The organism is Propionispora vibrioides, assembly GCF_900110485.1.
GTDB lineage: Bacteria > Bacillota > Negativicutes > Propionisporales > Propionisporaceae > Propionispora > Propionispora vibrioides.
The window spans coordinates 15,548-37,594 of record NZ_FODY01000011.1 but is presented as its reverse complement, the minus strand read 5'-3'; the positions used below and the strand labels follow the sequence as shown (position 1 = coordinate 37,594).

At 50.4% G+C, this 22,047-nt stretch carries 19 protein-coding genes and 2 tRNA genes; 15 read left to right on the top strand and 6 right to left on the bottom strand.

What is annotated here, in order from left to right; genetic code table 11:
* Window positions 1–94: 94 nt before the first annotated feature.
* From BMW43_RS10420 to BMW43_RS21725, 3 genes are all read right to left on the bottom strand, one after another.
* On the bottom strand, window positions 95–2,149 hold the full coding sequence (locus tag BMW43_RS10420; protein ID WP_091746756.1) for a methyl-accepting chemotaxis protein: 2,055 nt from the start codon (window positions 2,147–2,149) through the stop codon (window positions 95–97).
* Window positions 2,150–2,455: 306 nt separating this feature from the next.
* Window positions 2,456–2,863, bottom strand: coding sequence for an EVE domain-containing protein (locus tag BMW43_RS10415; RefSeq protein WP_091746753.1), 408 nt, complete (start codon window positions 2,861–2,863; stop codon window positions 2,456–2,458).
* 486 nt (window positions 2,864–3,349) lie between these two features.
* Window positions 3,350–3,475, bottom strand: a complete 126-nt coding sequence (locus tag BMW43_RS21725; protein WP_281246126.1) for a hypothetical protein — start codon at window positions 3,473–3,475, stop codon at window positions 3,350–3,352.
* Between the two features lie 166 nt (window positions 3,476–3,641).
* Between BMW43_RS21725 and nrdD the strand changes: the two genes are divergently transcribed.
* Window positions 3,642–3,920, top strand: a complete 279-nt coding sequence (gene nrdD / locus BMW43_RS10410; RefSeq protein WP_091746750.1) for an anaerobic ribonucleoside-triphosphate reductase — start codon at window positions 3,642–3,644, stop codon at window positions 3,918–3,920.
* A 123-nt stretch (window positions 3,921–4,043) separates the two neighbouring features.
* Here the strand turns inward: nrdD and BMW43_RS10405 are convergent, their stop codons facing one another.
* Window positions 4,044–4,994, bottom strand: coding sequence for a magnesium transporter CorA family protein (locus BMW43_RS10405; RefSeq protein WP_091746747.1), 951 nt, complete (start codon window positions 4,992–4,994; stop codon window positions 4,044–4,046).
* Window positions 4,995–5,351: 357 nt separating this feature from the next.
* On the opposite strand from BMW43_RS10405, the gene BMW43_RS10400 reads away from it, so the two are divergent.
* From BMW43_RS10400 to BMW43_RS10350, 11 genes are all read left to right on the top strand, one after another.
* A tRNA-Ser gene (locus tag BMW43_RS10400) sits at window positions 5,352–5,440 on the top strand.
* Window positions 5,441–5,513: 73 nt separating this feature from the next.
* Window positions 5,514–5,604 (top strand) — tRNA-Ser (locus BMW43_RS10395).
* A 364-nt stretch (window positions 5,605–5,968) separates the two neighbouring features.
* Entirely contained in the window at window positions 5,969–6,553 is a 585-nt protein-coding gene (locus BMW43_RS10390) for a TetR/AcrR family transcriptional regulator (protein ID WP_177173546.1), read from the top strand.
* Window positions 6,554–6,597: 44 nt separating this feature from the next.
* Window positions 6,598–6,954: a response regulator gene (locus BMW43_RS10385; protein ID WP_177173553.1), complete on the top strand. Its 357-nt coding sequence runs from the start codon at window positions 6,598–6,600 to the stop codon at window positions 6,952–6,954.
* A gap of 37 nt (window positions 6,955–6,991) precedes the next feature.
* Window positions 6,992–9,043, top strand: coding sequence for a chemotaxis protein CheA (locus BMW43_RS10380; protein WP_091746739.1), 2,052 nt, complete (start codon window positions 6,992–6,994; stop codon window positions 9,041–9,043).
* A 37-nt stretch (window positions 9,044–9,080) separates the two neighbouring features.
* Entirely contained in the window at window positions 9,081–9,572 is a 492-nt protein-coding gene (locus BMW43_RS10375; RefSeq protein ID WP_091746736.1) for a chemotaxis protein CheW, read from the top strand.
* A gap of 45 nt (window positions 9,573–9,617) precedes the next feature.
* A complete protein-coding gene (locus BMW43_RS10370) occupies window positions 9,618–11,345 on the top strand; it encodes a methyl-accepting chemotaxis protein (RefSeq protein ID WP_245732341.1) in 1,728 nt (575 codons plus the stop codon).
* A 136-nt stretch (window positions 11,346–11,481) separates the two neighbouring features.
* Window positions 11,482–12,294, top strand: a complete 813-nt coding sequence (locus BMW43_RS10365; RefSeq protein WP_091746733.1) for a CheR family methyltransferase — start codon at window positions 11,482–11,484, stop codon at window positions 12,292–12,294.
* A 5-nt stretch (window positions 12,295–12,299) separates the two neighbouring features.
* Window positions 12,300–13,340 (top strand): protein-glutamate methylesterase/protein-glutamine glutaminase, encoded by a 1,041-nt coding sequence (locus BMW43_RS10360; protein WP_091746731.1) that lies wholly within the window; start codon window positions 12,300–12,302, stop codon window positions 13,338–13,340.
* A 37-nt stretch (window positions 13,341–13,377) separates the two neighbouring features.
* Window positions 13,378–16,104, top strand: a complete 2,727-nt coding sequence (locus tag BMW43_RS10355) for a PAS domain S-box protein (RefSeq protein ID WP_091746728.1) — start codon at window positions 13,378–13,380, stop codon at window positions 16,102–16,104.
* Window positions 16,105–16,165: 61 nt separating this feature from the next.
* Entirely contained in the window at window positions 16,166–16,561 is a 396-nt protein-coding gene (locus BMW43_RS10350) for a response regulator (protein ID WP_091746726.1), read from the top strand.
* A 26-nt stretch (window positions 16,562–16,587) separates the two neighbouring features.
* Here the strand turns inward: BMW43_RS10350 and BMW43_RS10345 are convergent, their stop codons facing one another.
* Together BMW43_RS10345 and BMW43_RS10340 are read right to left on the bottom strand one after the other, a co-directional pair.
* Window positions 16,588–18,258, bottom strand: a complete 1,671-nt coding sequence (locus tag BMW43_RS10345) for a glycoside hydrolase family 26 protein (RefSeq protein ID WP_091746723.1) — start codon at window positions 18,256–18,258, stop codon at window positions 16,588–16,590.
* Between the two features lie 60 nt (window positions 18,259–18,318).
* Window positions 18,319–19,017 carry a heparan-alpha-glucosaminide N-acetyltransferase gene (locus BMW43_RS10340; RefSeq protein ID WP_091746720.1) on the bottom strand — a complete coding sequence of 233 codons (699 nt, stop codon included), beginning with the start codon at window positions 19,015–19,017 and terminating at the stop codon, window positions 18,319–18,321.
* A 358-nt stretch (window positions 19,018–19,375) separates the two neighbouring features.
* Between BMW43_RS10340 and mdh the strand changes: the two genes are divergently transcribed.
* The 3 genes from mdh (at window position 19,376) to BMW43_RS10325 (ending at window position 21,779) form a co-directional block, all read left to right on the top strand.
* Window positions 19,376–20,314, top strand: a complete 939-nt coding sequence (mdh, locus tag BMW43_RS10335) for a malate dehydrogenase (RefSeq protein ID WP_091746718.1) — start codon at window positions 19,376–19,378, stop codon at window positions 20,312–20,314.
* A gap of 190 nt (window positions 20,315–20,504) precedes the next feature.
* Window positions 20,505–20,876, top strand: coding sequence for a response regulator (locus tag BMW43_RS10330; protein WP_091746715.1), 372 nt, complete (start codon window positions 20,505–20,507; stop codon window positions 20,874–20,876).
* 12 nt (window positions 20,877–20,888) lie between these two features.
* Window positions 20,889–21,779, top strand: coding sequence for a chemotaxis protein CheX (locus BMW43_RS10325; protein WP_091746713.1), 891 nt, complete (start codon window positions 20,889–20,891; stop codon window positions 21,777–21,779).
* Window positions 21,780–22,047: the final 268 nt, after the last annotated feature.

Here is a 22,047-nt window from a genome sequence, read left to right as displayed (position 1 = left end):
CTATTATTATAAAACATCTTGACCGGAAAAAAAATGCCATACCGGTGGACGGTATGGCAAAGAAGCGATACACGGTAGAAAACGGAAACGAAGGCTACACTTTAAAGGTGTGAATGGAGCTATCCAGCTCGCTGGCCACCTTAGCCAGCAGCGTAGCGGTAGCCTGCAGTTCTTCCATGGAAGCATGCTGCTCTTCAGTGGCGGCGGCTACGCTTTCGATATGCGAGCCTGTTTGCTTATCGGCTGCCGCTAATGCTTCAACTGCCGCGGCAATCTGGGCGGCGTTATCGGCAATATCGGCAATGGCGGCGGCAATGTGCTGGGTTTGGGCCGAAGAGTGGCCAATAGCGTCATGAATGGCTGTGAATGAGTGTTGAGCCTGATTGACCAGATGAATACCCTCCTGGACGGAATGGGTGCTTTCATCCATGATCTGTATGGCATGGCCTGTTTGCAACTGGATTTCGCTAATGATGGAACCGATCTGTTTCGCGGCGGTTTCTGACTGTTCAGCCAGTTTGCGTACTTCATCGGCCACCACGGCAAAGCCTTTACCCTGTTCACCGGCCCGGGCTGCTTCAATGGCGGCGTTGAGGGCCAGCAGGTTGGTCTGGCCGGCAATGGCGGTGATAAGAGAAAGGATGCTGTCAATTTCGCGGGACTTTTCACCCAATGTATGAACAACGGTTGCTGCTGTATTGACATTTTTATTGATTTTTTGCATTTGATTGATGGCGTTATCCACCACAGCGGTGCCGTCCTGCGCTTTGTTAGACGTATCCAGGGTGATGTCGGTCACTTGCTGCATATCCTGACTAATGGCTGAAATACGATCGGACATGTCGGTCAAGGTCTGGGTGGTACCTTCCGTGTTAGCGATTTGTGTTTCCACCGTGGAGGCGATATCCTGTACCGCGATGGTGATGTGTTCGGTAGCTTCGGCGGTTTGCCGTGCCGTTTGGGTTAGTATATCGGAGTGGGAGGCCACCTGTACCGAGGTCTCCATCAGTTTATTGATCAGTTGCCGGAGATCCCGGGTCATCCGGTTGAAATTGGTGCCCATCTCGCCAAACTCATCCTGGGAGGTAACGGTGACCGCCTGGGTCAGGTTGCCCTGAGACATGCTGTCGGAGAGGCGTTTCACTTCGTTTATATTACGGGTGATCATACCGGTATAGCGGACAATGACGGCGGAGATGACCAGAATAGCGATCAGAACCGCTAAGACTTGTCCCAGCAACAGATTTTTCAACGGAGCGAACAATTCGGCTTCCGGCACGACTAAAGCAAGTGTCCAGCCGGTTTCCGGCATGGCGGTGTAATAGATCAGGTGTTTGGCGCCGCTTAGCGTGGCAGTGATGTGACCCGATTTACCCTGGTCCGCCAGAAGCGCTTTGCCTGCTTCAGCCAGGCCGCTGTCAGCATCTTCGGTGATTTTGGTTTTCATGACCTTGCCATTGTCGCGATCGGAAATATAGGTGCCGTTTTTGTCCAGCAGGAAGGCCCAGCCCGTTTGACTGACCGTGATGTCGGACACTATTTTTTGCAGTTGGGCCAAATCCATATCGGCTGTAGCCATCCCTTTTAATTTTTTGTTGCCATCATAAAAAGGGAAAGAGGCGGTGACCATGGTTATGTTGGTGGTCGCGTCGTAGTAGGGATCACTCCAGACCACAGGCCGGGTGGTATTGGTCGCCATCTTATACCAGTCCTGACTGGGGTAATCGTAATCCGGCTTTTCATAGTCGGTGGTAAATACGATATTTCCGTGGTCTTTATAGGCGTAGGGACCAAAATAATGCACCTCTGCTTTGTACTGGAAGGGCTCAAACCAGACGCCGGCTCCCAAGATGAGATCGTTTGAGGTAATGGCGTTTTGCAGGAAGGCTGCATACTGTTCCTTACTGAGCGCATTGCCGCCTGTTTCGGTAAACCGGGCAATGGTTTGGCCGATTGCTTTGTGGGCATTTAATTGTGTGTAAAATTGCGTTAAGGTTTTGTCCAGCTGTACCTCCATTTTTTGATTGATTTCCTCTTCAATCAGCTGGGCGGAATAATGATAGCCAATCCATGAAAGGATTAATAAGGAGATAATTACTAAAGGCATGAAGGTCAATAAGGTTTTGGTACGGATCGTCGTCTTGCGCATACAGTCAACTCCTCCTTTGGCCTCATATAATGGGCAGATAAACTGCTTATGATAAGAAGGAATTCGCCATAAACTGACATTTTCCTGTGTTTTTTGCCAAAGGAGAAGACTGTTTACGATAAATTAACGGTATGTTAATAAGGCTTGTCCGCAAGGTAACCACTGATTAAATGAACCTGTCGGGCTGGCGAGAGATTTTTTCGATCGGCAAGGAAGTAAAACCGCAGGAATAGCGGTCCCTATTGCAAGGTTTTGCTGACGCAGCCAGGCGGAAAAAGATCCGTCAGGACGCGCAGTGTGAATTAATCAGTGGCTACCTAGGGAGAGAATGGCGTTCCAAAGTGTTTCGGGCACAGGCATGACCGACAGACGGGACAGGCGGACAAGCTCCCAAGCCTGAAACAGAGGATCTGCTTTTATTTCTTTTAGTGTCACCGGACGTTTCAGACTGTAGCGTGGTATAACATCGGCTACGATAAAGCGTTCATCGCTTTCTGCCGGATCAGGATACGCCTCGGTAACGATCTCGGCCACGCCGACGATGGCTTTTTCCTTGCCGGTATGATAAATAAAGGCTAAGTCGCCGGGGTGCATCTGCCGCAGGTGTTTCAGGGCGGCAAAATTTTTCACTCCGTTCCAGCGGTCGCGCCGCAGGCGTTCTAAATCACCGTAGCTGAAGGTTTCCGGTTCGGTTTTAAGCAACCAGTAGGCCATAAATCAATACCCCTCTCTGTTTATGTTCTGATAAACAATTAACTTTAGTATATCAAAAGTATGCTGCAAGAAAAGGGCATGTATTCTAGGGAACCGTTGCTTTATTCGCACTGTGCGTTGCGGCGGAGTTTTTTTCTGGCTGGCTGCAACGGTAAAACGCTGGAAGATTCCTGCTATTCCAAGGTTTTGCTGCCTTACCGGAGAAACAATCTCTCGCCATGTCGACAGGCTTATTAAAGTAGCGCTTCCCTAACATACAGTGTTTTTTTCCTAAAGGGAATTTATGGCTGGCAAAGAATAATAAGGCGGAAGTTTTTTATTAGTCCGTTATAAGTGACGATAGTCGAGCAGGAGTAAGGCCAGCCCGAAGCCGGCAAAACCGGTCAGTAAGGTCAAGACGTGAACACTCATGACGATTCCTTCCTTCTATATAATATATCTGTAGGTTAGTGTAGCAGGTTTTTGTGACAAAAATAGGACAAAAGTTTAGCGCCAAAACGAGGTAATCCGGTCCCAATAGGCGATGCCGAGGCCGATCAGCACTAACAACAAAATGAGAGCAAGCAACAAAATGGTCAGCTCCTTTGCGGGCAGGATGTAAGCAATAAGCATAGTATATGTTATTCCTGGCGGAAAGATAAGCGCCGCGCCAAGCCGCCAATCGGTGCAGGTCCGGTATAACGGTAAAAAAGCAAGACCATATTCCTATTGACTATTTTTAAATAATAGTTATTATTAGAATATAAAATCATATTGATGCAGCTTGGAGGAGAATGAAATGGTACAAATCATTGACGGTATCCGGGTCATGGCTGACGAAGCCGTTACGGAAGAAGAACTGATGAGCGCAGTAGCGGCGGAAAAAGAATACTGGGCGGCGCAGCACAAGCTGCTGGGCGAAATACAGATCACCATTGAGGGGGATGAACTGATCATCCGGTCCCTGGAAAAGTCGCCGATCAGACGGATTAGAAGGATCACCGGCTACTTGAGCACTGACGACCGTTTCAACGATGCCAAGCAGGCTGAATTGGCCGACAGGGTCACCCATTTATAGAAGACAATAAAAAAACACGGCCAGGCGGCATAACCGTCTTGTCCGTGTTTTTTGTTTGATGGTTAGGGGATCACTGATTTATTCACACTGCCAGGCTGGCAGGCTCATTAAATCAGCGGCTCCCTAGAAAAATCTTTTTTTCCAGAGGCTGAAGGCGGTCACGCAGGTGGCCAGGATGGCCAGCACGGTCACGTTGACAAACCCGTTCAGCTCGCCGCCCCAGGGAATATCGACATTCATACCGAAAAAGCTGGAAATCATCGTCGGAATGGCCAGCAATATGGTGACAGAGGTCAAAAATTTCATGATCATATTGAGATTGTTGGAAATGATGGAAGCGAAGGTGTCCATCATGCCGTTCAGGATGTTACTGTACATTTCCACCATTTCAATAGCCTGCTTATTTTCGATGATAACATCCTCCAGCAAATCCTCATCTTCTTCATAAATGGTAATCAGGTGCTGTAGCTGGATATTGGAGCGCAGTCGCAGCAATTTTTCCAAAACAATGCCGTTGGAGCGCAGGGAAGCGGTAAAATAGGTGAAAGCCTTTTGCAAATCCAGCAGTTCAAAAATATCCTGGTTTTTGGCCGATTTCCGCAGATGCCGTTCAATCTCGTCGGTCCGGCGGTTGATCTGCTTAACGTATTTGAGGTATAGGGTGGCCGATTTATAAAGAATCTGGAATAAAAAGCGGGTTTTTTTGAAGGTGCTGAACAACCGGCAGTTAGCCGGATTAAAGTCTGACAGGACATCATTTTGTTCCAGGCAGACGGTAATGATATATTCGGTTGTTAGAATGATGCCAAGCGGCAGTGTATCATAGCTATCATTGTTGCGCATAATGGGAATATTGGTGATAATCAGCAGCGCGTTATCTTCAATCTCAGTACGGGAGCGTTCTTCTTCGTCCAGCGCCGCCCGGAGAAAGTCGTTGGGTATATTGGCCAAGGCGGTCACCAGATGTAATTCATCGGTAGTCGGGTTGACCAGATTAATCCAGGCGCCTTTTTCGATGGTATCCTGGGTTAACTCGCGAATGGATGTATAATTGCTTTTATAGATTGTCAGCATCGGAATGTCCCTCTTTCTGCCGGGGAGACACCCATTCTGCTGGTTGAATCAAGAAGGATTAAACAGCAAAAAACAGAATATTTCCCCATTATAGAATAAATTTGCGAACGTATGCGATCTAGGTCGGTCTACATCCATATTACTCACCTGCCTAAACGAAAGCCTTAATTTACTTTAAAATATACTCTTACTATAGCCGATAGTCAAGTTGATAGAAAGCAAAGTTCGATTAATTTTGCATTAATTCGTGGTAACCGGAATTGCTCTCCGTCAGGAAGCGCAGAGTGGTGTTATTTACCTGTGGCCGCGGCTTGACAGGGAGGGTGCCGATTGATATAATATCCTGTGTATCTACACGGAGGGGTGTCCGAGTGGTTTATGGAGCTGGTCTTGAAAACCAGTGATCCCGCAAGGGACCGTGGGTTCGAATCCCACCCCCTCCGCCATATTGCCAACAAATGATGATTGACAAGGTTTGTGGTGGTACTTTATACTGAAAAGTAGTTTTATCAGCATTACGGAGCGATACTCAAGTGGCTGAAGAGGACGGTTTGCTAAATCGTTAGGGGTCGTAAGGCCCGCCAGGGTTCAAATCCCTGTCGCTCCGCCATATAATCGGAAAATGCCTGCTGGTCGTTATGACCGGCGGGTTTTTTGTTTTTTTATTATCTATTGGAAGATATATTTTTCTTCCATAGATATGTCCTGCCCGTAAAGCACCAGCTAAAGTACAGGGACCTTTTGCCTGCGAGGCGGCGAAGCCGTATTTATATAGGATATAGGTATGCAACAACGAAGCAGGGCGAAAAAAGACGGCAAACTGATCCATGGGTTAGATGATGCAGAAGAGCTGTTTTTATGAGGCAAAAATTTTAGGAAAATATAGGAGAATTTACATAATAGCCTTGTCTAGTGGAATATTTTGGAGTAGACTTTAGTTAGTGAGTGTTCACTAACTAAAAATGGAGGTAAAGATGGCAGCAAAACAATTTCCTTCGCGTAGGGATAAAATTATTGTAAGTGCGATTGATATTATAGATGAGTTAGGGATAGCAGGCTTATCCACCAAGGAACTGGCAGTACGCCAGGAAATTGCCGAATCAGCGCTATACCGTCATTTCAAAAGTAAAGATGACATTCTTCTGGAGATTCTAAAATACTTTGCCAAGTTTGACAAGTTGATACACACGAGTATTCGGGAGAATCAGGCCGGGGCAAAAGAGAATATCTTGTTTTTTGTTAAAATGTATGCCGAATACTACGAGAATTATCCGGCCATTACGGCAGTCAATTATTATTACACTTCGTTCTTAAGTAATCCGGCGACAGCTGAAGTTGGCCAGGCTATTTACAACCGGCGGGCGGCCTGTTTTGTTGAACTGATCGAGCTGGCGCAGGCGCGCGGCGAAATAAGCGATTATTTTACCAGTGAGGAGCTCGGCGAGGTGCTTTACGGTTATTTCCAGGCCAGTGTAGTTGCCTGGCGAATGAAACGGTACAGCTATTCTTTAAAAGCGCGGGTGCTGACCGTCCTTGAAAAACTGCTTGCCCGGTGTTGACAAGTAATTGGGGACAGTAACAAATTATGAGCTGATGAGGTGAAATTGTGAAGAGTGTACTAATTATAGACGATGCGCTGTTTATGAGGCATGCGTTGAAGCTGATGCTGGAAAACAACGGTTATCAGGTGGTGGGCGAAGCGGAAAACGGGTTGGTTGGCATACAAAAGTATGAAGAGCTGCGCCCGGACATTGTGACGATGGATATTACCATGCCGGAAATGGATGGGATTACGGCGATCAAGAAGATCAAGGCTATTGATGCCGCGGCAACCATTATCGTTATCACGGCAATGAGCCAGCAAAGTTGTGTGATGGAGGCCATTGGCTGCGGTGCCAAGGGGTTTATCGTAAAACCGTTCAAGGAAGATCATGTACTTAAAACCATGAGCAGCCTGTAAAAGTTCGCGTGATGATGAAAAGCAGAGAGGTGGTTGGATGTCAGACGGTATAAATCGTGAGCCCATGTTGGAAATGTTTATTTTTGAAACGGTCCAGTTAGTGGAGCAGCTTGAACAGGCAGTGCTAAGCAGTGAGCGGGATCAGGGATTCTCGATTGCGGCCATCAACCAGATTTTTCGTATTATGCACACGATTAAAAGCTCTGCTGCCATGATGTTGTTTAAAAACATTTCTTCTCTGGCTCATGCGACCGAAGATCTGTTTTATTTTATCCGGGAGAATAAGCCGGATACGATTGACCACTCCGGCCTGACTGACATTGTTTTGGAATGCGTTGACTACATAAAAGGGGAAATGGACGAGATCCAGAAGGGCAGGCTGAGTGACCGGGAGGCGACGGCGCTGCTGGATACCGTGAGGGTATTTCTGGAACAACTGAAGACCAGTCAGCCCGGTGGCGGTTTGCCGGTTGGACCGAGGGAAGCTTCCCAGAAGCAGCAATATTATATTCCGTCGAACCGGCAGGAGGTTTCTGCCAAGCAATATTATAAAGCCGTTATCTTTTTTGAAGACGGCTGTGAGATGGAAAACGTCCGGGCTTTTGCTATCGTACATGGCTTAAAAGGAGTAACGGAAGATCTGGTCTACGATCCGGAGGATATCATCGCTAATGAAGCCAGTGCCGAGGTGATCAGGCAGAGCGGTTTTACGATGATGTTTGCGTCCGACCAGGATAAGAAGGACCTGCAGACGACTTTGATGCAGACGGCCTTTATCAGCCGCCTGGAGCTAAGCGAGTGGGACGGCATGCCGGAGCAGTCGCGGCGGCCGGGACCGCCGCGGCAGATTCTGCTGGATGAGCCGGAGGCCCCGCTGGAGAGTGCTGTCTGCCGGATTGACAAGACGAATACAACGGGTTTTACTTGTCAAAGTATGATCAGTGTCAGCGTGGACAAGCTGGACAAGCTGATGGACGTGGTCGGCGAGTTGGTGATTACCCAGGCGATGGTAACGCAGAACCGCGAATTAGCCGGATTGCCGCTGGACAGCTTTTATAAATCGGCCCGGCAACTGCAAAAATTGACCCATGAACTGCAGGACACGGTGATGGCGATCCGGATGGTGCCCCTGTCGCCGACCTTTCACAAGATGAACCGCATTGTCCGGGATACCGGCAAGTCGCTGCAGAAGGAAGTAAAGTTGAACATTGTCGGGGAAGAGACCGAGGTGGACAAGAATATTATTGAACACATTTCCGATCCGCTGATGCATTTAATCCGCAATTCACTGGATCACGGCATTGAACCGGCGGCGGAACGGGAAGCTGCCGGCAAGCCCCGGCAGGGGACGATTACACTGGAGGCAAAAAATGCCGGCGGCGAGGTCTGGATCCTTGTCAAGGACGACGGCCGGGGGCTGGACCGGGATAAAATTATCAAGAAGGCCAGGGCCAACGGTCTGACCTTAAAAACAGACAGCGAACTGACGGACAAGGAGATTTATTCGTTTATTTTTCTCCCCGGATTTTCGACGAAGGAAGCGGTTACCGAGCTTTCCGGCCGCGGTGTCGGCATGGATGTGGTCACAAAAAATATTGAAAAAATCGGCGGCATGGTCCAGATTGACAGTACGCGGGGTGAAGGGACGACGATTGCCATCCGGATTCCGCTGACGCTGGCCATCATTGACGGAATGACCATCCGGGTGGGACGGTCACGCTATACGGTGCCGACCGTTGCCATTCAGCAGTCCTTCCGGCCGCAACCCGGTGAACTGATTGTCGATCCTGACGGCAACGAGATGATGATCATCCGCGGGATCTGTTATCCGGTACTGCGTCTCCATGAACGCTATCAGGTAGCGACGGAAGTAACGGACATTTATCAGGGAATTATCGTTTTGGTGGAACATAATGGCAAGGGGGCCTGCCTTTTTGCCGATGAGCTGTTGGGGCAGCAGCAGGTAGTCATTAAAGCCCTGCCCCGGTATATCAAAAAAGTAGAGGGCTTAGCCGGCTGTGCCTTGCTGGGTGACGGACATATCAGTCTGATTCTGGATATGGAGAGTATCATCCATCATCAATACTAGGCAGTGCTCCGGCAAGCGAAAGAAAAGGGGGAGAGCTATGACCCAGGTCGCAGAGGAAATGATCATAGCGGAAGAGGACACCCAGAAGGGGAAATTTCTTACCTTCTCATTGGGGCAGGAAGAGTATGGCATTGAAATACGCCATGTTATCGAAATTATTGGCATGCAGGTGATTACGGAAGTCCCCGAGCTTCCGGCCTACATAAAAGGAATTATCAATCTGCGGGGCAAGATTATTCCGGTGATGGATGTCCGGCTGCGGTTTAAAAAAGAACCGCGCGAATACAATGACCGGACCTGTGTGGTGGTTATTGAAATCAACGAGGTGGCTATCGGCCTGATTGTCGATACGGTGCTGGAAGTCCTGGTTATCCAGGATGAGAATATTATTCCGCCGCCGGAAGTTGGTAAAGCATTTCACAATAAATATATCAAGGGAATCGGCAAGGTCGGCAATGCGGTCAAGTTGCTTTTAAATTGTGAACGGCTGATCAGTGATGAAGAGACGGCCGTTTTAAGCGACATGTAGCGGCCAGAGGGAGACTCTGTAAAACTATGATCAGGGAGGAACGAAATGATGAAATGGTTTACCGATCTAAAGATTTCCGTAAAGCTGTTGACGGGATTTATCGTGGTGGCGCTGATTGCCGGGCTTGTCGGAATTATTGGTATCTGGAATATCAACTCCATAGATAAAGCTTATAGTGAAGCTTATGAGGATTTTGGCGTAGGTCTGGGCGATATTGATGATGTACAATACGCTTATCAGCTTAACCGGGTTGCATTACGCGATCTTATGTTAGAGAAAAATCCGTCCGTCAGGGATCAGTTGGTCGCCGGTATTCGGGAACAGGAAAAGCAAATGGAAGAAAGCAAACTGAAGTTTAAGAAAAGCCTGCGGACAGAAGCCGGTCAGGAGTTATTTAAACAGTTGGAAGCGGAGCAGGTTCGCTATAAACCGATTTATGATAGAATCCTTGAATTGGCGTTAAGCGGTCAGACCGATAGGGCGCTGCAGGTTATGAATGGTGAGGGGATACAGCTAGCTAAAGAGATTAACGAGACAATTAATAAACTGGCGGAGCTGAAAGTGACGACAGGCAGGGAACGTTCCGAGGCCAATGGAGCGCAGACAAGTGCTACTATCAAGATCATGCTGCTCGTTATTGCGATCGGGATTGCTGTGGCTATTGGGCTGGGGATCGCCATTTCCCGGATGATCAGCCGGCCGCTGAATACATTGGTGGCGGCTTCGGAGAAGATTGCCGGCGGTGATCTGAATGTGGCCATTGACATTGATTCTAAGGATGAGGTAGGCGTACTAGCCGGTGCCTTCCGGAAAATGACCGACAACATTAATCATGTACTGACCAATATTAATTCCTCGGCCGAACAGGTAGCCGCCGCGTCCCGTCAGGTATCCGATTCCAGTCAGGCCCTGTCGCAGGGGTCCACGGAACAGGCAAGCTCGGTGGAAGAACTGTCGGCTTCAATGGAGGAAATTGCCACCCAGACTAAACAGAACGCAATTAGCGCCACCCGGGCCAATGAACTGGCGGTTGAGGCGAAAGAAAATGCCGGCCGGGGCGAAAATCAGATGGGCGGCATGCTACGGGCGATGGAGGATATTAATGAATCGTCGGCCAACATTTCCAAGATTATTAAAGTGATCGATGAGATTGCCTTCCAAACCAATATCCTGGCCTTGAATGCCGCCGTAGAGGCGGCCCGGGCAGGGCAGCACGGCAAAGGTTTTGCCGTCGTGGCGGAGGAAGTGCGCAACCTGGCGGCCCGCAGCGCTAATGCGGCTAAAGAAACGACAACGATGATTGAAGGTTCAATCAAAAAGGTGGATGCCGGGACGAAAATTGCCAGTGAAACGGCGGAAGCCCTGAAACAGATTGTTGAAAAGGTATCGCATGCAGCAGACCTGGTGGCCGATATTGCCGGCGCCTCCAATGAGCAGGCCACGGCCATTGCCCAGGTCAACCAGGGAATTATGCAGGTGTCGCAGGTTACGCAAACCAACTCGGCTACTGCCGAAGAAAGCGCCTCGGCCAGTGAAGAACTGTCCAGTCAGGCTGAACTACTGCGTAACCTGGTCAATAAATTCAAGCTTAAAAAGGTTGGCTACAGTCAGGATTCACTGGAAAATCTGCGGCCGGATATCATAAAAATGCTGGAAACCATGGCCGGAGCAAATCCCTCACCAACCGGAAGCGAGCCAGGAGCCCCGGCAGATAAGCCGGCAAACAGTAAAATTAAAATATCCTTGGGCAGTAACGATTTCGGCAAGTACTAGGGTGTGTTTGCAAACACGCCCCAAGGCACAGAGTCTTTAGCAGGCAATAGTCGGGCGATAGCCGGCCCAGCCGGCGAAAAGGCTCTTTGCCATATCCGGCAGCAGTCCGGCACAGATGTTTTTTGGGGGAAGGCTTATGACGGATATATCCGATCAAGAGTTTCAATTGATCGCTGATTTTCTGAAAACCCATTACGGGATTCATTTGGGCCAGGAAAAACGGGCCCTGGTGGTAGGAAGACTGGAAAATGTGTTGAAACAAAGAAATTTAAACAGTTTTTCCGAACTGTACCGGGAAGTGATTTCCGATAAAAGCGGCCAAGCCCTGGCCATGCTGTTGAACCGGCTCACGACAAACCATACCTATTTTATGCGGGAGGTCAGGCATTTTGAATTTTTTAAGGCCACCGTGCTGCCCTATCTGGCTGCTGCCGTCGCCGACCGGGACCTGAGAATTTGGAGTGCCGGTTGTTCCAGCGGCGAGGAACCGTATACGCTGGCCATGATTCTGAACGATTACTTCCGGGGCAGCGGTCAACCGTGGGATACCAAGCTGCTGGCCACGGATATTTCCACCGAGGTTCTGGAAAAGGCCGTGCAGGGGATATATCCCACGGAAAGCATCGCCGCTTTGCCGCCAAGCTGGCAATCCGCCTATTTCCGCCGTCTCGACGACGAGCGGCGTGTGGTGGCGGATACGATAAAAAACGCCGTGATTTACCGGGTTTTCAATCTGAAAGAAGCCTTCCCGTTTAAGAAAAAGTTTCATACTATCTTCTGCCGCAATGTGATGATCTACTTTGGGGCTGCCGAGCGAGCGGCCTTACTTGACAAGTTTTATGAGTATACCGAACCGGGAGGCTATTTATTTATCGGGCATTCGGAATCCATCAACCGTAGCCAGACAAAGTACAGGTACATTATGCCGGCAGTCTACAGAAAGGAATAGATAGCATGTCGATCTTGCGCAAGAAAATAAGAGTGCTGGTAGTAGATGATTCTTTGGTTTTTCGCGAGCTGATTGCCAGAGGCCTGGCGCTGGACAGTGTCATTGAGGTGGTGGCTACGGCGGCCGATGCCTATGAAGCCCGGGATAAAATCATCGAGTTTGATCCTGACGTGGTAACGCTGGATGTGGAAATGCCCAAAATGAGCGGCATTGATTTCTTGCGGCGGCTGATGCCGCAATATCCCCTACCTGTTGTCGTCATCAGCGCCGTCAGCGATAACGTGTTTGAGGCACTCAATGCCGGAGCGGTTGATTTTGTGACGAAACCGGACATGCAGAATATGCGGGGCCTGGAAGCTCTGGTTAACGAGCTGGTTGTAAAGGTGAAAATTGCCTCGGTGGCAAAGGTGGGCCACTGGAAACAACGGGCGGCCGGTGCTGCCATAGACAGCCGGAATGGAGCGGACTGCCGCGGCGTGTTCATTGCCATTGGCTCATCCACCGGCGGGACAGAAGCGGTCTATAGTATTTTGCAGACCATGCCGGCCGACGCCCCAGGTATTTTGGTGGTGCAGCATATGCCGCCGCGGTTTACGGCCATGTATGCCGACAGGCTGAACAATTCCTGTCCTATGGAAGTGAGAGAGGCGAAAAACGGCGACCGGATTTATCCGGGACTGGCGCTGATTGCTCCCGGCGATTATCACATGCGCATTAAAAAGACAGGAACGTTATATACGGTAGAATGCCGCCAGGAAGAACGGGTCAATGGGCATTGCCCCTCGGTGGACGTGCTTTTTGAGAGTATGGCCCAGGTGGTTAAGGAGAAAGCGGTAGGGGTCATTTTGACCGGTATGGGCTATGATGGCGCCCGGGGTTTGCTGACTATGCGCCGGCAGGGGGCCAGGACCATCGGGCAAAACGAGCAATCCAGCGTAGTATACGGTATGCCCAAGGCGGCTCATGAAATCGGCGCCGTTGAGAAGCAGGCGTCCCTGGAGGATATTCCCCGGTTGATTTATACCCTGTTGGGGCAGATGAAATAAACCGCTATGATTAATTTTGCTAAAGGTGGTGAGGGATATGCATCGAATCCGCGGCCGGGCTGTTCGCCCCGCGAAGACGCAAGGCGGTGAAAATATGAAAAATATGGAGGCTGTACTGGCCAGCATGGGTGACGGGGTGATTATTACCGATCAGCACGGTCAGATTACTTTTTTAAATCCGGCCGGGGAACTGATTACCGGCTGGTCGGCGCAAGCGGCCATGGGGCGGCATGTGGATGAAATTCTGCAAATTGTTCATGCCGAAACGGGCTTGCCGGTGCCCAGCCCGGTGGCTGAGGCTGCCCGAGGGTCCTCTGGCATTGGTCTGCCGCGGGATTCGGTCATCATCCGCCGCAACGGAACAAGGGGATATATTTCCGCTACCGCCTCGCTGGTCAAGGATGCAGGCTATAATCAGTACGGGGTAGTGATGCTGCTCCGGGACATCGACAGGATTAGACGGACGGAAAAAGAGGTGATCAGCAAACAGCGAAAGCTGGAGACCATTTTTAATACCGTGCCGGTGGGCATGCTAATTCTGAACGAAGAACGGCGCATCGAGCAGATTAACTGGGAGGCTATGAAAAAAAGCCGCCAGGACTTTGCCGAGATCTACGACCAGCCGGTGGGGGAATTTTTTCAATGTGTCAACAACTCTCATTCGCCCAGGGGTTGCGGCGAAGGTGAGAGTTGCCCCATCTGTCCGATGACCCGCATGCTGAATAAAGCCTTGCTGTCAGGCGAAAGCAGTTATGGGGAAGAGTTTCCCAAAATGATCAAGGTGGACGACGTTCCCACCCGAGTCTGGTGGCGGGTAAGCGCCGTACCGCTGTTTTTGGGCAACCGGCGGTGTGTGCTGCTGATCGTTGAGGATATTACCCAATATAAGCTGCTGCAGGAGAACCTGTCCAAATCGCGTGATTTTTATCTGACCCTGTTTGAAAATTTTCCGGTGCTCATTTGGCGGGCCGGTATCAATAAAACCTGCGACTACTTTAACCGGAGCTGGCTGCAGTTTACCGGCGGCCATAGCGGCGGGAGAACAGACTGTGAGTGGCAGGACCTGGTGCATAGCGAGGACTATTTGCATCGCTGCCAGGAATTTGACAGCGCCTTTGCTGTGCAACGGCCCTTTTCCCTGGAGTACCGGCTGAAGCGCTATGACGGAGAATATCGCTGGGTGTTGGAAATGGGTAAACCCTTTTATGGTCTGGATGGCAGTTTTTCCGGCTATATTGGCTCTATTTTGGATATCACCGAGCGTAAAGCGGCGGAGCGGGACATGCAGGAAGCCAAGGAGGCGGCCGAAAGAGCCAATCGCACCAAAAGCCAGTTTCTGGCCAATATGAGCCATGAGATCCGGACGCCGCTCAACGGCATTCTGGGGATGATTGATCTAACGTTGATGACGCCGCTACAGCCCGAACAGCGGGACAATATGAACATTGCCAAAGAATGCGCCAACTCCCTGCTTCATGTCATCAATGACGTACTGGATATCTCCAAGATGGAAGCCGGCCGTCTGACGGTGGAAACCATTGCTTTCGATCTGAAGGAACTCTTGCGCAAGACGATACCCATTCATTATTCCCATGCCCGAAATAAGGGTTTGATGATGGATTATCATATCCCGGAGACCATTCCGCCTTTTGTTAAGGGTGACCCGCACCGGTTGCAGCAGATTTTAAATAATCTTTTAAGCAATGCCGTCAAATTTACCGACAACGGTCAAGTAACCTTTTGTGTCCAGCAACGGCCGGCGACAGACGGACATATTGAACTGGAGTTCCGGGTGACCGATACGGGCATTGGGATTGCCCGGGAGGATGTTCCCGCTCTGTTTCAAAAGTTCAGCCAGATTGACGGGTCCTTTACCCGCAAATACGGCGGCAGTGGCTTGGGCCTGGCTATCTCCAAGCAATTGACTGAGATTATGGGCGGCCGGATTGGTGTGGAAAGTGAACGCGGGGCAGGCAGCACCTTTTATATTGTGTTGCCTTTTGCTGTAGCGGCCGGTCCGGCAGAGCTGCCGCCAGCGGCTATTGCCGTAACCGCGCAGGATGTAGTCCGTATCTTGCTGGTGGAAGATGAAGCGGTTAATCAGTCGGTCATTACCCGGATGCTCCGCGGCAGGGACTATCAAGTGCATGTCGCCAATAACGGCTTGGAGGCTTTGCGACAATTGTCCTGGGTACAACCGGATCTCATTCTGATGGATGTGCAAATGCCGGGCATGGACGGACTGGAAGCAACGGCAAGAATCCGCCAGATGGAAAAACCGGCAGGAAAGCATATCCCGATCATTGCAGTGACGGCCCATGCGCTGGTCGGGGACCGGGAGCGGTTTCTGGCGGCGGGAATGGACGGTTATGTCGCTAAGCCCATCCAGATGGAAAATTTGTTTCAGGCGATCGAATCGGTCATTCTAAGGCAGCGGGAACGGGAAGTGGTGGCCGCTCTGCAGCATGGCTCCAGCGAGGGGGCGGATTACCACAACCCGGAGCAAATCCGGGAGATTATGGGCAAATGTATTGAGCGGCTGCGCCAGGAGCGGGCCGCGGCGGAATGTAATTTCTCCGCCATCGGCGAATTGGCGCATCAGGTCAAGAACAGTGCCGCCAGTCTTGATGCCCACGGGTTAAAAATGACTGCCTTTCGGCTGGAGCTGCTTTGCCGGAAGGAGAAGCAGCAAGAGGTAAACGAGGGAATTGCCGAGCTGGAAAAGGGATATATGGAGTTTCGGAGGATACATAGATGGATTTAAGCGGTTTGTCAAGCCTGCTGAAGGATGTAGATAAAATATGATGTGAAACGGGGTGGATGTTATGAAAATCTTGATTGCTGAAGACGATTTGGCCAGCCGCAAATATTTGGACAAAATATTATCGCAGTATGGTGAATGTGATCTGACGGTAAATGGCATGGAGGCGGTGGAAGCCTTCCTGATGGCCTGGGATGTGGGAGATCCCTATGACTTAATCTGCCTGGATATTATGATGCCCAAGGTGGATGGCATGAGAGCCCTGCAAGCTATCCGTGATTTAGAAAAGCAAAAAGGCGTAGCCGAGGCGGATCAGACCAAAATTATTATGATCACAGCCTTGCACGACACCGAGTACGTCCGTAATTCCTTCCAAAAAGGCTGTGAGGCGTATGCGGCAAAACCGGTAAATACGGAGAAGCTGATTGAAGTCATGAGGCAACTGGGACTGCAGGTATAAAGAAAGCGGTTGACAGCAAGATACTGTCAACCGCTTTCTTTATGATCCGGGTTTTGGTCCGGTGGCTGCCGCTTGGGTTCATACTCTTTCAGCCGCTCACGGAACACCTGGATAATCTCTTCCGTTTCATTAATCAGATAAATGCGCCCCGGCTGTCCCAATTGATCGTAATCAATGCCGCTCCACCAAATGGCCGCCTTGATGCGGGGGAAATCGGCCATATGGTCAAACATGCCGCGGATCCAGGCCGCTTTGTCGCCGCCGACGGAATTGGAGCCAAATTCGGTGATCAGGAAAGGCTTGTTGAATAGGGAGGCATATTCGCTGTAGAGTGGCGTATAGATGTCTTTGAATTCCCGCCACCGTTCACCCGGAAAATAGGTACCGGTGTTATAGCCGGTCAGGCCGATCAGGTCGACATATTCGTCGCCGGGATAATACATGAGATAATGGTTCCACTTAAAATCCGGCCGTGACAGGTCGTGCGGATTCCAGACCCAGATGACATTGTCCACGCCGTGATTGGCAAATACCGTTTGGATGTAGCGCCAGAGCGCGATGTAGAGATCGGCGTCCTTCCCGGTGTAGTAGGCCGAATACCAGCACCAGTCGCCGTTCATTTCATTGTTCAGTCTAAACAGCACCGGGTGGTTGAACTCTTTTAGCCGCCGGGCATATTCCGCCAGGTAGTCGTCATATTGGCCGTCCAGCATATCATAGACAATGCCGGCGTTAACCTGACCGGACGCGCCGAGCTTGAGCGCGTTCACCCCGGCCTCCTGCAGCAGTGTCTGCAGCGTCAGCTCCACATAGGTCTGGTGCTGGTAGGCGTTTTGTAAGCCCTGCAGGGGCATGTTCTCGTCCAGTGACTGATAGCGGATGACAAAGGGGAAGCGGTAACCAAAGGAATCTTCCAGCCGGAGCAGATTGGTCATGTTGTAAGGGGCGCTGGGTTCAAACACGCCCCAATGAAAGGAACTGTCCGGGCCGAAATAGGTGTGCAGGAAGGCACGGGTTTCCTCATTCAGAGGCGTGGTGGAGGCGCTTTGCCGCTTATAGATGCCGGGGTGCCCCTGAGGCGGGAACAGCGAGACGCTTTGGATGAGTTCCAGCTCATTTTCAATCGGCTTGGCCGACTTGATGAGCAGGGTGTATACTTCGTAAGGATTTTTTACGATTTCCGCCGAAACATAATGGTTCTTGTCACCGGCGACGCGGGATAGCTGGCGGCGGGTCCATTTGAGAAGATGAACCTGGCGCCCGTTTATGTACAGGGTTTTATCGGTTTCGATCCGGTGATCGGCCGTATTGTAACGGAAGCGGTTGCCGTATTCGATCAGTTCGGCGGCTGAGGACTGTTTATCGGCCAGTGAATCATAAAACACCAGGATGTCGGTCTGGCCGTCGGTAAAGAGGGTGCGGACAGCCGACAGGGATGCGTCGGCGATCATGCCGGAGGGATAGCGCAGGCTGAAGCCGTTGGCAAAGTCGGTATATTGATAGAGGCTGTCGCTGAAAGGCTCGATCTTTTTCACATCGTCGCCGGGTTGGCGGGTGTCTTCGCCGCTGGTCAGACCATTGATCACGTAAAGAGTTCCGGCCGGCTCAGCCAGGGCGGGGAGCGGCGTAAACAGCCCAAGCAGTAAACAGCAGGCGTAAAGCAGCAGGAAACGGGACCGGAAAAACAGTGTATACATCAAGCGGTCACCTCATTACATAAAGGTCGGTAAGGCGGGGAAGGCTATTAACCTACCGGCTTACAGGAGCGGCATAAAGACGGCAAAGAGGAGTAACAGAACCGGTTGGTGGATCAAGTAGGTGAGGAGCGAGTGACGTCCCAGCCACTCCAGACCGGTCAGCAGGCGTTGATCCGGCAAGTGGGGAAACAACGGTTGCCGCGCCGGATAACAGACTTTGCCCAGCAGCAAGCCGGCCACAAAAAAGCCATACCAGGGCAGCAGGGGATAATAGTCCAGCGAGGCAAAGAACGGCGGTGTGACACCAAACGGCAGCAGATAAAGACTGCCGGTGGTTACGCCCTGCAGGCTGAGGCCGGCCAGCCAGGCAGCGATGGCCAGCAGCGCAAGGAGCGGGCAGGAAAGCCGCCGCAACAGAGGATAGGTCAGCATGCTTGTCCCGATAAGCTGCAGGATGCCGAAAATGACAAAGCTGGCAGGGCTAAACCAATAGGTGGCGGCAATGACCAGCAGGCCGGCTGCCAGTACGGTCAGACCCCGTTTCAAACTATGGGATCCTAAGGTGACGCTGATGCCCGAGGTCAGCAGGAACAGAATGGCCGACAGCTTGCCGGTGTAGTACCAAATGCCGCTGGTGTAGCTTATATTGGCATCGTAAAATTCCGCCGCATCAAATATGGCGTGAAACAGGGTCATCAGCACAATAGCCAAGGCCCGTAGAAGATCGATCTCACGAATCCGAGCAGAAGGTGTAACCATAAGAAACCTCGTAGACAAAAAGAATGAACTCTCTTTATTATAGCATGATGCCCGGGTGGCGTCATTTTAAAACCTAGTGTGTCTTCAAACTATCCGAGACACTCCCTGACGGTGTTTTCTGTGCCATACTTCATTAAAATTTTTTGAAATACGGCTATAGGTAAGTCGACGGCAATGGAGCCTTACGGGAAAAGACCTGTGAAGAAATGGTAGTTTCAGAGTTTGTGGAACATTAGCACATGTAATTTTTTTCACATTCTTTGCGATAAATATGATGATAAATACTAGAAAACGATGTATAATTTACATGTAAAAGGTACAACCCTTAGGGTACAAACTTTAGGAGGATGATGACAACATGAAAATTACTGTAGTTGGTGCAGGTAACGTAGGCGCAACATGTGCAAACGTCATTGTACAGCAGGGATTAGCAAGCGAGCTTGTTCTATTGGACATCAAAGAAGGCGTAGCTGAAGGCAAAGCCATGGATATTATGCAAACGGCTACCACCCTGGGCTTCAACACCAGAGTAATTGGCAGTACTGGCGATTACAGCAAAACTGCTGGGTCGGGCGTAGTGGTAATTACTTCCGGTATTCCCCGTAAACCCGGCATGACCCGTGAAGACCTGATCGGTACTAACGCCGGTATTGTAAAAGGTGTAGCCGACAATATTCTGAAATATTCGCCTGACGCTATTATCATCGTAATCAGCAATCCGATGGATACCATGACCTATTTGGCGTATAAAGCACTGGGCCTGCCGAAAAACCGCGTAATTGGCATGGGCGGCATTCTCGACAGCTCCCGTTTCAAATATTATCTGAGCCAGGCACTTGACCGTCCGGCTACCGATATCCAAGGTTTTGTTATCGGCGGACACGGCGACACTACGATGATCCCGTTGACCCGTTTCGCTACTTATCAGGGTATTCCGATCTCCACTTTGCTGGACGCCGAAACCTTGCAGAAAGTGGCTGCCGACACCATGGTAGGCGGCGCTACGCTGACTAAGCTGTTAGGCACTTCCGCCTGGTATGCTCCCGGCGCATCCTGCGGCGCTTTGGTTAAAGCCATCGTGCTTGACGAAAAGAAAATTTTCCCTTGCTGCGTAGCTTTGGACGGCGAATACGGCCAAAGCGATATTTGCATGGGCGTACCGGTTGTTCTGGGTAAAGACGGCTGGGAATCCATTGTGGATTACAAACTGAACGCCGAAGAACAGGCTGCCTTCAATAAGAGCGCCGAAGCCGTTCACAATATGAACAATGTATTAAAGGATATGAAACTGATCTAACTTCCCGGTGATACCGGTAAAGAAGAGGCTGCCTGCAGGCGGTCTCTTTTTTCTAGGATTTTGTTAATTTTCTATTGCCTCGACAGGATTCATGAAGAATGTGTAGAAACAGCATACATATTGGCAAGTAACTAAATCATTAAATGAAAAAGGAAGCCGCCTGGCGGGCGGGAGGAGGAGGGCTCTTTCTATGGCAGCAACAAACAAAGTCAAAGTGTTAATTTGTGATGACTCCCTTCTGGTTCGAAAAAAACTGCGGGATATCCTGGCAGAGATGGATTGCGAGGTGATAGAAGCTTCAGACGGGAAAATGGTTGTCGATGTGTATAAATACAACAAGCCCGATCTGGTTTTCCTGGATATCGTCATGCCCGAAGCGGACGGCTTGACGGCTTTGCAGCGTCTGCGGGAACAGGATCCGGAAGCTAAGGTGATTATGCTGTCTTCGGCAGGAACCTCAAGTAAGCTGATTGAGGCGCTTAAGGGCGGTGCCATGGACTTCATACAAAAACCTTATAGCGTTGAGCAAATTGCCAAGGCTATTGCCAAGATATCGAAATAAAGAGGGGACTGAATGACGATGTTTAGTCAATTTTTTGGTCAATATTTACTCAACAAAGGCTTACTGACTACTGCTCAATTATCGGAGTGCCTGACACTGGAACAGTCGGTGCGGGTCAAACTGGGCGTCTTGGCAATGAATGCGGGCATGCTTACCGCTGATCAGGTGGAAGAGATTCACGAATTGCAGCGCAGCAGGGACAAGCGGTTTGGTGAAATCGCCATCGAAAAACAATATCTTACGGTAGAGCAGCTCGATGAACTGCTAAGCAAGCAAAGCTCCAAGCAGCTGAACCTGAGCCAGGCCATTATCGATCAAGGCTATTTGAGCCTGGCCGAACTGGAAAGCGCCATGGTCAACTACAATCAGGAAAATAAGCTGACCTCGGACAAAGACGGTGCCCAGGTGGACAGTACGATGCTGGAAGGCATCCTGCAACTTGCCGGAGCCGGGGACAACAAAGCTCTTTTCCTGGATTATACGGCCTTATTTATGCGTAATATCATCCGCTTTCTCGACGAAGTGCCCATTGCCGGCGCGGAAGCCGTACTGGGTGAGGTGGCCCCGTCCGACTGGGTTGCCACCCAGGTCATTCGCTGCCAAAGCGATATGGTGACCGGCTTGATTTTAAAAGAAGACTGCCTGTTGGAAATTGCCCGCCGCTACAGTCAGGAACCGCTCAGCAGCGTGGATGAACTGGCCCGGGACAGCATTGCCGAATTCGTGAACCTGGTTAACGGAATTTTCTGTGTAAATGCCTCCGATAAAGGGGTGGAGCTGGATCTGCATTTCCCGTCCGTCATACAAGGGGCGGATACCGCCAATATCAAGGGATATCGGATTCCGCTCACCGTTCGGTTCGGTACTGTGGAACTGCTGGTCGGCATCGTTTCGCCTGCTTAATATAAAATAAACATGCGCCTTAGGCTTCTTTAAGGCGCATGTTTATTTTTATATCTCCAAGCTAACGGAATACTTCACAAAAGCCGCCGCCAGTAGACGTTTCGGATAGTTTGTCCAAAGCTGGCGGAACACTGTTGCCGGACGGGGTGAAATGCGGCATTTCTTGCAGGATAATCCCGTCTTCTGCAGAATAATTATAAAAATTTATACCTATGGTTATTTTTTTGTAGGACCGACTATGTCGGTTATCGAGGGAACGCTGCCGTCT

Excerpts from the sequence above, each read along its gene's own strand:
- BMW43_RS10420 (WP_091746756.1), bottom strand. The coding sequence starts at position 2,149 with ATGCGCAAGACGACGATCCGTACCAAAACCTTATTGACCTTCATGCCT.
- BMW43_RS10415 (WP_091746753.1), bottom strand. The coding sequence starts at position 2,863 with ATGGCCTACTGGTTGCTTAAAACCGAACCGGAAACCTTCAGCTACGGT.
- BMW43_RS21725 (WP_281246126.1), bottom strand. The coding sequence starts at position 3,475 with ATGCTTATTGCTTACATCCTGCCCGCAAAGGAGCTGACCATTTTGTTG.
- nrdD (WP_091746750.1), top strand. The coding sequence starts at position 3,642 with ATGGTACAAATCATTGACGGTATCCGGGTCATGGCTGACGAAGCCGTT.
- BMW43_RS10405 (WP_091746747.1), bottom strand. The coding sequence starts at position 4,994 with ATGCTGACAATCTATAAAAGCAATTATACATCCATTCGCGAGTTAACC.
- BMW43_RS10390 (WP_177173546.1), top strand. The coding sequence starts at position 5,969 with ATGGCAGCAAAACAATTTCCTTCGCGTAGGGATAAAATTATTGTAAGT.
- BMW43_RS10380 (WP_091746739.1), top strand. The coding sequence starts at position 6,992 with ATGTCAGACGGTATAAATCGTGAGCCCATGTTGGAAATGTTTATTTTT.
- BMW43_RS10375 (WP_091746736.1), top strand. The coding sequence starts at position 9,081 with ATGACCCAGGTCGCAGAGGAAATGATCATAGCGGAAGAGGACACCCAG.
- BMW43_RS10370 (WP_245732341.1), top strand. The coding sequence starts at position 9,618 with ATGATGAAATGGTTTACCGATCTAAAGATTTCCGTAAAGCTGTTGACG.
- BMW43_RS10365 (WP_091746733.1), top strand. The coding sequence starts at position 11,482 with ATGACGGATATATCCGATCAAGAGTTTCAATTGATCGCTGATTTTCTG.
- BMW43_RS10360 (WP_091746731.1), top strand. The coding sequence starts at position 12,300 with ATGTCGATCTTGCGCAAGAAAATAAGAGTGCTGGTAGTAGATGATTCT.
- BMW43_RS10355 (WP_091746728.1), top strand. The coding sequence starts at position 13,378 with ATGCATCGAATCCGCGGCCGGGCTGTTCGCCCCGCGAAGACGCAAGGC.
- BMW43_RS10350 (WP_091746726.1), top strand. The coding sequence starts at position 16,166 with ATGAAAATCTTGATTGCTGAAGACGATTTGGCCAGCCGCAAATATTTG.
- BMW43_RS10345 (WP_091746723.1), bottom strand. The coding sequence starts at position 18,258 with ATGTATACACTGTTTTTCCGGTCCCGTTTCCTGCTGCTTTACGCCTGC.
- BMW43_RS10340 (WP_091746720.1), bottom strand. The coding sequence starts at position 19,017 with ATGGTTACACCTTCTGCTCGGATTCGTGAGATCGATCTTCTACGGGCC.
- mdh (WP_091746718.1), top strand. The coding sequence starts at position 19,376 with ATGAAAATTACTGTAGTTGGTGCAGGTAACGTAGGCGCAACATGTGCA.
- BMW43_RS10330 (WP_091746715.1), top strand. The coding sequence starts at position 20,505 with ATGGCAGCAACAAACAAAGTCAAAGTGTTAATTTGTGATGACTCCCTT.
- BMW43_RS10325 (WP_091746713.1), top strand. The coding sequence starts at position 20,889 with ATGACGATGTTTAGTCAATTTTTTGGTCAATATTTACTCAACAAAGGC.